Genomic DNA, 12,988 nt, shown 5'->3' on the forward strand with positions numbered 1-12,988 from the left:
TAAACATAACCGCCACCTGGCGGTTTTTTTACATCTGGAGCAAACATGACCAGTAAGTATGAAAAAACAAAGGGCACGCAGATCGGTATCTCGAACGCCCCCGTCACAGAAGACGATTTTAAGGCTGCAGGTTTCCCTACGGCAGGCGTGACGTTCCTTGAAGCTGAATGTGCCACGAAGGAGATCAGCTACACAGGCGGCCAGAAAAGTGACATCGATGTCACCACGCTTTGCTCTACCGAGCAGGAGCAGACCAACGGCCTCGCGGCTCCGGCAGAAATGTCCATTTCCCGTAACTGGGTGGGTGATGAAGCCGCGCAACTGGCGCTGCAGACGGCCTATGAAAATGACGAGCTGCGGGCGCTGAAAGTCGTTTTCCCCTCCGGTAACGGTTTTTATGTGCTCGTTGAGGTCCGTCAGAGTAGCTGGTCTGCAGCGACATCCCAGGTCGTTGGCGCCACCTATTCGCTTCGCGTGAAAGGTAAGCCGAAACGCATTGTAGCCTCCGGTTCTTAAGCGCCTGCGGGCGCTTTTTCCCCCTCCATTTAATTCACAGAGACACGTTTAATGGCAAACCCGAAACCTTCATTACGCGATATGGCGCTGGCCCCGTCGCTGGCATTTCGTACCAGAACCATCACGGTTCCCGAATGGAAAACAAAAGTCACCGTGCGTGAACCTTCCGGCAATGCATGGGTTAAATTCCGCGAATTCCTGACGCCTCCTGAACTACCGGAAGGAGAAGAACCCGTTAAATTAACCTCAGCGCAGGAATTTATGCGTAACAAAGATGCGGATGTGATCCTCTTTATTGATGTTCTGCTGGATGAAGATGGTAACCGCGTTTTTTCTGACGACGATTCACAGATTGTTCGCGAAATTTATGGGCCGGTACACAAGCGCCTGCTGAGTGCCGCACTTGCTCTTGGCGTTGATCAGGACCAGGCCGAAAAAAAGTAAAAGAACCGCTGACTTTCTTTCTTATGTCTCTGGCGCTCCGGCTGGGGCGCACACTTCACGAACTTCGCAGCACCCTGACGGCCAGTGAGTTGAAAATGTGGATTGCCTATGACCGGATGAGCCCCATTGGCGACTGGCGTGGTGATGTCCAGGCGGCACAGATATCGGCGGCGGTATTCAATGCTCAGGGTGGTAAATATGAAATCAGTGATCTTCTCCTTAAATTCGGACAACAAGATGAAATCAGTGATATAGAAGAGTGGATGTCAAACTTATAGCAAACGGTACCATTTTCATGTTGTACTCTATGAGATAGTTACAAATCATAGGGAAGAGAAATGCTAAAATATTCATTGATTATTTTATCTACCATTTTTTTATCAGCTTGCAAGCCCAGCGATAGTGAGATGATTAAGCTTGGCGAATCTTTAGTTAAGCAATCACTAAAGGATCCAGATAGCGCTAAGTTTAATTCTTACTACCGCTCATTCGGTGATGGAGTGGGGTATATATGTGGAACCGTTAATGCTAAAAATTCTTATGGCGGATATGTTGGTGATAGGAATTACTATGTTCATCTGACTGTTGAAAATAATAAGATTGTTGAAAATAGTCCCGTTAAAATAATAAATGAAGATGATGTTAAAGGTTCTGGTAATTTCAAAAGCATATGCCAATAAATAACTAAAGCCTCCTAGCGAGGCTTTTTTTTGGGGTAAGTATGGCTACTTTGCGCGAACTGATCATTAAAGTCTCCGCTGACTCCGGCTCGTTCCAGCGGGAAATTGCCCGCGCCTCGCGGCTGGGGCAGGACTATTACAAAACAATGGAGCAGGGCGGTAAGCAGGCGGCAGCCGTCACCCGTGAAACACAACGCTCTATTGCTGCGCTGAATGCCGAGCTGGTCAGCGTTAAATCTACTGCCACGGGCCTGGCAGGCGCGTTTGCAGGTGCGTTTGCCACGCATCAGCTTATCCAGTATGCCGATACGTGGAACCAGTTAAGCGGACGCCTGCGCCTGGCATCCACGGGCGCGGAAGATTTTACAGCCGCGCAGCGGTCATTAATGGACATCAGCCAGCGCACAGGCACCTCGTTTGAGGCTAACGCAACCCTTTACTCCCGTATTGCGTCTTCCCTGCGTGATGCTGGCTACGCGTCAGCCGATGTGGCAAAAGTCACTGAAACTGTCGCCACGTCACTGAAATTGTCCGGCGCAAGCACCGAAGAAGCCAGTTCCGTTATCACGCAACTGAGCCAGGCGCTTGGCTCCGGTGTTCTGCGCGGCGAAGAATTCAATGCAATTATGGAGAACGGCGGCCGCCTGGCCAAACTGCTGGCCGATGGCATGAAAACAACGGTGGGCGGGCTGCGCAATATGGCGCAGAACGGTGAACTCACCACAGATAAAATTGTTCCCCTCCTGACCAATGTCGGGTTGCTGCGCAAAGAATTTGAGACGCTCCCGGCCTCCATCAGTGGCTCAGCGCAGAAAGTCCAGAACAGCTTTATGGCCTGGGTTGGTGGCGCCAATGATGCCGTCGGTGCTTCTGCATCACTCGCCGGGGTACTGGACAGCGTTGCTAACAATATCAACACGGTGGCAAATACAGCCGGGATTCTGGTAGGAATTGGCCTTGCCCGTTATTTTGGCAATATGGTCGGCAATATTGGGGGCGCGACCACTGCTGTTATCCGTAATACAGCAGCCGAGATTGCGCTTGCTCAGGCTCAGGTTCGCGGCTCTCAGGTCAGTGTTGCCATATCGCGGGAAACCGTTTATCGCGCACAAAAAGCAGTGGCCGCAGCGACGTCCATTGAGACCCAGATTGCAGCGGAACGGCAACTGATCGCCGCGCAGGCAGGACTGAATAATGCCCTTGTCGGGCGTAGCTCAGCGCTGAATAATCTCAACAGCACAGCCTCTTTAACCAGCCGTCTGGGTTCAGGTGTACTGAGTGTGCTGGGTGGCTGGCCGGGGCTGATTATCGGTGCTGGTGCTGCTATGTATGGGCTGTATGAACACACGCAGCAGGTGCATAAAGAAGCCGTTGCTTTCGCTGACAACCTCGACGATATCAATAAAAAACTCAATAAGATGTCGCCTGCTGGCCTGCGTTCCACTGCCGTTGACGCCAGCACATCACTGGCGGCACAGAAAAAAGATCTGGCCGATCTTGATGAGCAGATCAGAAAGGTTAAAGACAGCCAGTCTGCACTGGCTAAAATTCAGCAGGATTACAACCAGTCGCCGCGCCTGACTTACCTGAATACGTTCATGGACCAGGCCGATATCACTGCCAAAAACATTGAGTTAACCGGGCAACTGAACCGGCTGGAATATCAGCGTGAGCAGGCTGCCTCAAAAGTCGAAGCGACACAAAAACTGGTCAACACCGCCAGTGATCTGGCGACACAAAAAGCGGTTGAACAGGCTGGTGCAGTTTCCATTCTTAAGGGGGCTTACGATCTCCTTAACCGTTCCATGACGGCTACGGCAGGCGCAACACCTCCACAGTATGCCGGCCCTGTTGTGTCTCTGGCTAAAGCAACCCCGGCACAACAGACAGCACTTGATAAAGCATCCCGCGACGTTGTTCTTTCCGGACTGGACGGGCTGGCAAAGCAGCATCAGCAGTTTGTTTACGAAGCGCAAGATCTGAAACTGACCGGGGATTTGTATACCACTTACATTTACCGGAAAGACGAGGCCGCGAAGAAAGACGCTGCTGCAGCGCAGGCTAAAAAGGATGCGACTGCAGCAACGAATGCGCAAAACAAAGCAGAGCGGGAGGCAGAGGCTCAGGCACAGCGATACGCCAGCAAAATCGAAGACCTGTCGATAGCCATTCAGGTGCAGCAGGTCCGCGCCAGTGAGGGTGAGAAAGCGGCTGACCTTTACGCTGCAGCGCACCAGAGCGGCATTAAATGGACAGCCGAACAAACTGAGGAAATTCGTAAGCAGGCCTCAGAACTGGCCCGCTGGACTTCACGGGCTGATGATAACGTTAAAAAACAGCGTGATCAGGCGGAGGCACTGAAACAGCTTACCGAAGCTACACGTAAATTCCGTGACGAGGCCACGTCGGCGACGGATACCACAGGGCTGAGCGACAGAGAGCGGCAACGATTTGAAGAACGCCAGCAGATAGAACGAACATTCGACAAAGCAGGGGGTAGAAATTCTACCGAAGCGGTTAAGGCTTATAATGCTGCGCTGACTGAGCTTGATAACAAGTACAGAGCTATCGCAGCATCAGAAGCCGACTGGCGTAATGGTGTGTCACGTGGTTATGAAAACTGGCTACAGAACACGATGGACATCGCCGGGACCGTTTCACAGGGAGTTACCACCACAATGGATAGCGCCATGGATAATGTGGCATCTATGCTGGTTCGTGGTAAAGCGGACTGGAGGTCATGGGGGCTGTCGGCGCTGGAAATGATCGCCAAAGTCTCCCTGCAAATGGCGGCCGTAAGTGCGCTGAGCGGTGGCTCATCGTCATCATTTGGTGGCTTGCTTGGGACCGTTGTCAGTGGCGTCAGTAGCTATTTCGGAGGTTCGGCGGCTTCAAGTGGTGGCTCGGTCAATGTAGCGGCGCTGCAGGGTTATGCTGACAAAGTCCAGTTTTTCGCCCAGGGCGGTGTCCAGGATTCGCCGTCCCTGAGCGCATACAGTAACGGCGTTTACAATACGCCTCAAATGTTTGCATTTGCGCAGGGAGCTGGCATCTTCGCCGAAGCGGGACCGGAAGCCATTATGCCACTGACGCGCGCGTCTGATGGTTCACTGGGGGTGCGTGCTGTCAGCTCTGGTGTGAACAGTACCAGTGGCAACGCTACGAATATTCATGTCGAGGCTCCAGTGAGTATTTATCAGGATTCAGCAGGAGGTCGGGGTAACGCCTCTGATACAAGCGCTATTTCCAGTCAGTTACAGTCTATTATTCAACTCACCATTACCGACAGGTTAAGAAAAGAAATTACGCCTGGCGGGATTCTGTACCGAAGCTAAAGCCCTCGCGAACGACGGGTAGGGTATCTCTATGGCAATTGAAACATTTATCTGGCCTGTGCGTACGGGGGCCACTGAAAGCATAAATATTGCAACGCAGGAAATTCAGTTCGGGGATGGTTATAAGCAGATTGCTGGTGTTGGAATAAACGAGGATAACGCGACATGGGAACTTAGCTGTAACGGAAAATTATCTGATATGGCAGTTATTCGCGCATTTCTAAAATTCCATGTCGCTAAATCATTCTGGTGGTCTAATCCGTGGGGAGAGAAAAAACTTTACAGAGTAAAACGGGATTCAATAAAACCTGTTTTTACGAATGGAGATTTTGCGGAAATAAGTTTTGTATTTGAACAGGCTTATGCACCTTAACGGTATTTTTCTGCCAACAGATAACGTAACTGGAGTTATTAATGAGTTTTACTCAGGATATTCAACAACTGGAACCCGGAAATATAGTTCAGTTAATTGAAATCGACGGTACGGCATTTGGTATGGAAACTGTGTTACGATTTCATGCCTTTAATATTTCAGATAATAACTGGAATGCCTTTGCTGGTGAAAATCTGCCAGCAATAATCTGGCAGGGGAATCAGTACGATCCTTATCCTTATGCGCTGAAAGGGGTGGAGCTTTCAAGTACCGGTTCTCAGCCTACGCCGACGCTCTCTGTCGGTAATATTGGTAACTACGTAACCGCGCTATGCCTTGAATATGACGATCTGGTCAAGGCAAAGGTAAAGATCCACACCACGCTGGTTAAATACCTCGATGCGGCTAACTGGATTTCCGGGAACCCCGCCGCTAACCCGAACGAAGAGCGGGTGCAGGTGTTTTATGTTAATGCCAAAAAAGCCGAGAACAGAGCGCAGGTTGATTTTGAACTCTGCTCACCTTTCGATATTCAGAGCCTGCAATTACCGTCCAGACAGATAACCCCTGTCTGTACCTGGTGCCTCCGTGGGCTGTACCGGAGTGGTACGGGGTGTGATTACGCCGGAACGCTGTATTTTCTGAAAGATGGCACCCCGACAACCAATCCCGCGCTGGATGTCTGTGGAGGACGACTCCCTGACTGTGAGGCGCGTTTTGGCCCCGGAAATCCTCTGCCGTTTGGCGGGTTTCCGGCGGCAAACCTGCAGGGTAAATAATATGCGCGAAAAACTGATGGCGGCTATTCGCGAACATGCCGCTGCGGAATATCCCCGTGAATGCTGCGGCGTCGTCGTTCAGGCAGGACGAAAACAACTTTATCTTCGTTGTGAAAATATCTCTGATAAACCAGAAGAACATTTCACCCTCTCGCCAGCCGATTATTTAAATGCCGAAAAGGAGGGTGAGATTATTATGGTTGTTCATTCGCACCCGGATGTGGCTCAGTTAATCCCCTCAGAGACTGACCGTATTCAGTGTGATCACTCGGGGCTGGAATGGGGCATTATTTCATGGCCGGACGGTGACTGGTGTACATTTTCACCGCGCGAAAATCGTGACTACACCGGACGATCCTGGGTACTCGGTCACGCGGATTGCTGGGCGCTAATCCGTGAATACTATCGTCGCGAGTTTGATCTTTCTCTCGGTGATTACTCTGTCCCTCGTGAGTGGTGGAATAACGGCGAAAACCTGTACGATGATAACTGGCAGTCAGAGGGATTTATTCAGGTTGAATTAAATCAGATGCAACCCGGCGACATTATTATGATGCAGCTCAGCGCACCCGTAACCAACCATGCCGCCATCTGGTTAGGTAACAATATTATTCTTCATCATTCTTCCGGCAATCTTTCTGCCCGCGTTCCCTACGGTCAGTATTATCGTGAGCGTACAGTCAGAATTGTCAGGCATAAGGAACTCATGAAATGCTGAAAACGCTGACGCTGAAAGGTGTGGCCGCAAAGAAATTTGGCAGGATTCATCGCTTTCACGTTGCTGATATTCGCGAAATGCTTCGGGCCATGTGTTCACAGGTGCCGGGATTCAAAAAATACATGTCCAATGCGCATCACAGCGGCGTGCGCTTCGCCTTTTTTCGGGATGGTGAAAATATTGGGGTGGAAGAGTTTGAACTCACGTCCACGGCCAGCGAATTTACCATGATGCCTGTTATTGAAGGTGCCAAGCAGGGCGGTGTTCTCCAGATTGTTATTGGTGCGGTGGCGCTGGTCGCGGCTTTTTTCACTGCAGGTGCTTCCTTTGCTGCATGGGCTGGCGCGGCTGGAATGAGTGCAGCCGCTATCGCAGGAACGACAACAGCATTAACCGGACTTGGAATATCTATGATGCTGGGCGGTGTTGTGCAGATGCTGACGCCTCAACCCAAAATTAATATCGGTGCCAGCAGTAGCGCAGACAATAAACCCAATTACGCCTTCGGTGCACCCGTTAATACGGTGGCTATGGGTTACCCGGTTCCACTGCTCTATGGGCAACGTGAAATTGGCGGGGCCGTCATCAGTGCCGGGTTGTTCTCCAGCGATCAGCAATAGGCACGTTTATTCAGGTACAGCCGCCTCCGGGCGGTTTTTTTATGGGTGAATTATGCATATTCAGGGCAGGAAAGGTGGGGGCGGTAGCGCGCATACGCCAGTTGAAGCGCCTGACGATTTACTGTCTACCGCAAAATTAAAAATGCTGCTGGCTATTGCCGAAGGCGAAATTCAGGGCGAACTGACGGCACAACAAATTTTTCTCAATGATACGGCGCTGGCTAACGCTGACGGCAGTTACAATTTCACTGGCGTTGTCTGGGACTGGCGACGCGGCACACAGGATCAGACGTACATTCCGGGGATGCCGGAAATAGATAATGAACTGGCCGTAGGTGTTACGGTCACGCAGTCAGTACCCTGGACTCGCCAGTTTACAAACCTGACACTGGACGCAGTTCGCATCAAATTGTCTCTCCCCGTCCAGTACCAGTACAAAGACAATGGCGACATGGTCGGAACCGTGACGGCTTACGCAATTGATTTGTCCACTGACGGTGGCGCCTATCAGACCGTGGTTGATGCGACGTTTGACGGTAAAACCACCTCCGAATACCAGCGCGATCACCGTATTAATCTGCCAGAAGCCACCACCGGATGGACTGTTCGTGTCCGACGGATCACAGCGGATTCGACTGGCAACTCAAAGTTAGCCAACGCGTTTAAAGTATTCTCGTTCGCAGAAGTTATCGACAGTAAACTCCGTTATCCGAATACCGCATTGCTCTATATCGAAGTTGATGCGAGCCACTTTAATGGGAGCGCCCCTAAAGTGACCTGCGTCCCTTTGGGCCGCCGGATCCGTGTGCCGTCAAACTATGATCCTGTTACCCGCGAAAGTCCCGGCGCGTGGGCAGGCGACTTCAAATGGGCATACAGCAACAATCCGGCATGGATTTTTTACGATCTGGTGCTGGATAAAATTTTCGGCATGGGCAACCGTGTGGATGCTTCCATGATTGATAAATGGGAAGTTTACGCCATTGCCCAGTATTGCGATGAAAGGGTATCTGACGGTGCGGGCGGTACTGAACCGCGTTTTACCTGCAACGTTTACATCCAGAGCCAGCAGGATGCATACGCGGTTCTGAAAGATCTGGCTGCAATATTCCGGGGCATTACGTTCTGGGGTAATGAACAGATTTACGTAAACGCTGATGTTCCGGTGGCAGATCTGGATTTTGTTTATACCGCCTCAAACGTGGTGGACGGGCTGTTTAACTACGCGGGTGGCTCCTATAAAAACCGCTACAGTTCCTGCCTGGTGTCATGGTCTGATCCGCAGAACCATTACAGCGACACTATCGAGGGCGTTTATGACAGCGATCTGGTGGCACGTTACGACATTAATCAGACGCAACTGACTGCTATTGGCTGCACCTCGCAAAGTGAGGCGCACCGCAGGGGGCGCTGGGTATTACTGTCAAACGCAAAAGACGGCACAATCTCGTTTAACGTCGGGCTCGACGGACATATTCCGCTGCCTGCATCCGTTATTGGTGTTGCGGACCCGTTCCGCGCCGGAATGCAGAATGGAGGGCGAATCAGTGCGGTAAACGGTCGGAACATTACGCTGGATCGCGCTGTTGAATATGCGCCCGGTGACAGGCTGGCGCTGAATCTTCCCGACGGAACAACGCAGACACGCACCATCAGCACGATCAGCAGCGATAAAAAGACCGTCACGGTCAGCACCGATTACCGGATGGTTCCCGTAGCTGGCGCAGTGTGGGCCATTGACAGTGACAGGCTGGCTATTCAGCAATTTCGTGTGACGTCCGTTGCTGCAAATGACGACGGGACATTTAACGTTTCCGGCATTCAGCACGACCCCAATAAATACCGGTTTATTGATGATGGTGTGCGGATCACGCCTGCACCGATTACGGTAACGCCGATATCTGTCCTGCCTTCGCCGAAAAATATACTTATCAGCCAGACTGATTTTATCGATCAGGGGCTGACGGTCGCCAGCCTGAACAGTACCTGGGACAAGGTTGATGGTGCTGTCCGGTACCAGGCGCAATGGCGCAAGGACAATGGCGACTGGATTAACGTTCCGGTTGCCAGTGCCCAGGGTTTTTCCGTTCAGGGCATTTATTCCGGCAATTATGATGTGCGTGTGCGTGCCCTGAATGCGCAGGATTCGTCGTCGCCCTGGGGGTATGCCGATACGACCCACCTGACGGGAAAAAATGGTACACCGGGCACGCCGCAGTCACTCCTTGCTTCTAATGATGTGGTCTGGGCTATCGATATTACCTGGGCGTTTCCTGACGGATCCGGTGATACTGCTTATACCGAACTACAGCGCGCCACCACGGACGATAAGGCAAATCCCGAACTGCTGACACTGGTGCCTTATCCGGCGGCCAGCTATCAGCACGGGCCAATGCTGGCGGGTGTGCGGCAATGGTACCGTGCACGGCTGGTGGACAGAATTGGCAATGTCGGCGAGTGGACCGCCTGGGTAATGGGGCAGTCATCGGTTGATGTCAGTGCCATTTCTGCTGAGATTCTTGAGCAGATGAAGGACACCGCGGTATTTAAAGAAATCATCGAAAACGCAGTTGAAACCAGCAAAACTGTTGCTGACCTCGCCACGGCAATTACCCAAAACGCCGACCAACTGGCGGCGGCAGTGGGCGCGAACCGGCAGACGGCAGAGGCCATCATTGGTAATGCCCTGGCCATCGCTGATGTGGTGGTGAGGCAGTCGGCGCAGAACGGTGCAAACTCAGCAACGTTCACCCAGCTACGGGAGGTGATCGCCACTGAAACCGAGGCCCGCGTTACGGACGTGACGCGCCTGGAGGCGAAAACCGACCAGAACGCGGCACAGGTAACGCAGCTCACGCAGGCGCTCGCCGATGAGACGCAGGCCCGCGCCACGGCGGTTGATACACTGACGGCGCAAACGGAGGACAATGCCGCTAACGTAACCCAGCTCACACAGGCGGTGTCCACCCTCGACAGTTCTACTGCATCCCGTTTCGACGAACTGTCAGGGAAAACGGCTAACGCGGCTGGCGGGGTGCAAAACACGGCGGTGGCGCTGATTCAGGAGACGCTGGCACAGGTTAACACCCGGATGACGCTCAGTGCTCAGTATGGCGCAAACAGTGCCGGTATCCAGCGCGTTGATAACGTGATGGTGGACGCGAGCAAAGCTGTCGCTGAGTCGCTGAAAACCCTGGATGCGACCGCTGGCGGTAATGCCAATATCACTGATTTTGCGAAAACGCTGTCTGATTTTACGCAGACATCTGCAACGCGGATCAACTCACTGAGCGTCACGGTAAACGGCCAGACTGCGGCAATTACCACTAACGCCCAGGCAGTTGCGGATATCAACGGCAACCTGAACGCGATGTACTCGATTAAAGTCGGTGTGGATGTCAACGGCGTGCAGTACGCGGCAGGGATGGGGCTGGGTGTACAAAACACGCCTGGTGGCATGCAGTCACAGGTTATTTTCCTTGCTGACCGCTTCGCTGTTATGTCTCAGGCAGGAGCCGCCGTCACACTGCCGTTTGTTATTCAGAACGGCCAGACTTTCATTAACGATGCGTTTTTCCGTGATGCCAGCATTCAGTTCGGGAAAATCACCGATTCATTGAAGTCTGATAATTTCGTTTCTGGTCCTGGTGGCGCCGGGTGGAATCTGCCAAAAAGTGGCAATGCTGAACTCAACAACGTAACGGTGCGTGGTAACGGAGAATTCACCGGGAAAATAATAGCGACGAGTGGGACGTTTAAAGGCACAGTCCAGGCTGAATCATTTATCGGTGATGTGGCTGTGGGGCAGACGTTTAGTGATATTGAGGGGGATAATGTCACCCGAAATTTTGTATACACCGATTCCGGTAACCTGCCTGGTGAAAAGCATGTAGTGATAATGGCGCTGGTTAAGGTCCAGATTTCTGCGACAGAGGCCGGTGCAGGGATTACTCAGACAAAAGGGACCGCGATTCTCACCATTGGTGGGTCGAGCAGAACCATTGACGTTTATACCCCACCCAATACTGACAGATCGCGTCCTACGTACGTCACGGTTATGCACAGCGCCCGCGTTACCGGACAGGTGGTGAATTGTTCGATTCAGATGCGCAGTGATAATGCGACATATCACGCGAACGTTGGTATTTATTCCCCGACAATACACGTATCCAGGGGTTCCGGTTCGTTCACTCAATCCTGATTTCAACCCGCTCCGGCGGGTTTTTTTATGCCTGGAGAAAACATGATTTACACAACTGGCTCTATTGCGGTCAACGGTAATACCCTGACGGGTACTGGCACGAACTTTACAGCAGCAGGCTCACTTATCCGCGTTGGGTGCTCGTTGATTTCCCTGACTACACCGCCACAGGTATTCCAGATAACGGCAATCAACAGCGCAACCCAGCTCACCGTAACGCCAGCGGCAAACCCGGCAATTGCAGCCGGTAGCGCTTACGCCATCCTCCTGAGTGATTCGCTGAGCGTGGACGGACTGGCGCAGAATATCGCTGAGACGCTGACGCTGTATCAGCGGAATATGAGCGGCTTCGCCGACGTGATGAACGGGGCGGGTGACGTCACTATCACGATTAACGGTGTGGCCGTCACGGTTCCCGGCCAGAAAGCTCTGGCTAAAAAAGGGGCTAACTCCGATATCACCAGTCTGTCAGGGTTAACCACTGCGCTGTCAATTAGTCAGGGCGGTACCGGGGCAAAAACGGCAGCAGATGCGCGTGCTGCGCTTGGTCTGGGTTCCTCTAATTACCCGTACTTTGCAGGAATAGAGTTGACGGATGCAACGCCATTTATCGATTTTCATTTTGATAAAAGCGCTGCTGACTACAACGTCAGGCTGATAAACAGCTCAAGCGGTGTGTTACAGCTTATGGGGCAGATGGACGCTACGGCAGGATTCACGTCACGTAGTGGGATAAATGGTACAACAGATATTAACGTCCCGTGGAATTTTTACTGGAACTACGGTGGAAACATCGGACTGAGCGGGTTTGCCGGTGTGACAAATCTGGGGCGCATTACGTTCACAACGTCGTCAGATAGGGAACTGAAAAAGAACATTAGATACGCTAATAATGCAGCAGAATCTCTTGCTGAGGTTATGGGGTGGATGCCAGCATATTTCAGAATGAAAGCACGCGGGGTTATTCCTGAAAGTGAGGATATGCTCGGTTTTATCGCAAACGACCTGGTGACGATCTCCCCTGAGTGCGTCGGTGGTTCTGGTCTGGTTGAGGGGTACGACGAAGAGAATCCCGCAGATGCGTATTACCTGAAAGAAGTGCCGATGATAGCCAAGCTGACTCAGGCATTACAGGCCCAGCAGAAACTAATCAACGATTTGACTGCTCGTATTGCTGCACTGGAACCGAAAAAATCTGAGGAACCAGCGGCAGAGTAACCAGAGGCCTGAAAATTTACACTCCATCTAAGTACTTCATTCAAAGGGTGCTTTATCGCAAACTGCTCAATCTTCATTCACCCACAAACGAAGCGCTATCTTGA

At 51.9% G+C, this 12,988-nt stretch carries 11 protein-coding genes; all 11 read left to right on the plus strand.

Annotated elements, in window-relative coordinates:
* The first annotated feature begins 45 nt into the window (after positions 1 to 45).
* Genes ABIB59_RS06840 through ABIB59_RS06890 form a run of 11 tightly spaced genes read left to right on the plus strand, consistent with a single transcriptional unit; the run spans position 46 to position 12,884 of the window.
* Entirely contained in the window at positions 46 to 516 is a 471-nt protein-coding gene (locus ABIB59_RS06840) for a phage tail tube protein (protein WP_107224829.1), read from the plus strand.
* Between the two features lie 51 nt (positions 517 to 567).
* Positions 568 to 960 (plus strand): phage tail assembly chaperone, encoded by a 393-nt coding sequence (locus ABIB59_RS06845; RefSeq protein ID WP_354034628.1) that lies wholly within the window; start codon positions 568 to 570, stop codon positions 958 to 960.
* Positions 961 to 983: 23 nt separating this feature from the next.
* Entirely contained in the window at positions 984 to 1,238 is a 255-nt protein-coding gene (locus ABIB59_RS06850; RefSeq protein ID WP_354034630.1) for a phage tail assembly protein T, read from the plus strand.
* A gap of 60 nt (positions 1,239 to 1,298) precedes the next feature.
* Positions 1,299 to 1,640 carry a hypothetical protein gene (locus ABIB59_RS06855; protein ID WP_354034632.1) on the plus strand — a complete coding sequence of 114 codons (342 nt, stop codon included), beginning with the start codon at positions 1,299 to 1,301 and terminating at the stop codon, positions 1,638 to 1,640.
* Positions 1,641 to 1,681: 41 nt separating this feature from the next.
* On the plus strand, positions 1,682 to 4,975 hold the full coding sequence (locus ABIB59_RS06860) for a phage tail tape measure protein (RefSeq protein WP_354034634.1): 3,294 nt from the start codon (positions 1,682 to 1,684) through the stop codon (positions 4,973 to 4,975).
* 31 nt (positions 4,976 to 5,006) lie between these two features.
* Positions 5,007 to 5,348 carry a phage tail protein gene (locus tag ABIB59_RS06865; RefSeq protein ID WP_354034636.1) on the plus strand — a complete coding sequence of 114 codons (342 nt, stop codon included), beginning with the start codon at positions 5,007 to 5,009 and terminating at the stop codon, positions 5,346 to 5,348.
* 41 nt (positions 5,349 to 5,389) lie between these two features.
* The gene (locus ABIB59_RS06870) at positions 5,390 to 6,127 is read left to right on the plus strand and encodes a phage minor tail protein L (RefSeq protein ID WP_354034638.1); all 738 of its coding nucleotides are present in this window, start codon (positions 5,390 to 5,392) and stop codon (positions 6,125 to 6,127) included.
* A 1-nt stretch (position 6,128) separates the two neighbouring features.
* Positions 6,129 to 6,845 (plus strand): C40 family peptidase, encoded by a 717-nt coding sequence (locus ABIB59_RS06875; RefSeq protein ID WP_354034640.1) that lies wholly within the window; start codon positions 6,129 to 6,131, stop codon positions 6,843 to 6,845.
* Positions 6,839 to 7,465 carry a tail assembly protein gene (locus ABIB59_RS06880; RefSeq protein ID WP_334634249.1) on the plus strand — a complete coding sequence of 209 codons (627 nt, stop codon included), beginning with the start codon at positions 6,839 to 6,841 and terminating at the stop codon, positions 7,463 to 7,465. The genes ABIB59_RS06875 and ABIB59_RS06880 overlap by 7 nt, the downstream gene beginning before the upstream one ends.
* Positions 7,466 to 7,517: 52 nt before the next feature.
* The gene (locus ABIB59_RS06885; protein WP_502910486.1) at positions 7,518 to 11,666 is read left to right on the plus strand and encodes a TipJ family phage tail tip protein; all 4,149 of its coding nucleotides are present in this window, start codon (positions 7,518 to 7,520) and stop codon (positions 11,664 to 11,666) included.
* A gap of 42 nt (positions 11,667 to 11,708) precedes the next feature.
* Positions 11,709 to 12,884 carry a tail fiber domain-containing protein gene (locus ABIB59_RS06890; protein ID WP_354034642.1) on the plus strand — a complete coding sequence of 392 codons (1,176 nt, stop codon included), beginning with the start codon at positions 11,709 to 11,711 and terminating at the stop codon, positions 12,882 to 12,884.
* Positions 12,885 to 12,988 lie beyond the last annotated feature (104 nt).

It is taken from the genome of Citrobacter sp. UYEF32 (assembly GCF_040546205.1).
Lineage (GTDB): Bacteria > Pseudomonadota > Gammaproteobacteria > Enterobacterales > Enterobacteriaceae > Phytobacter > Phytobacter diazotrophicus.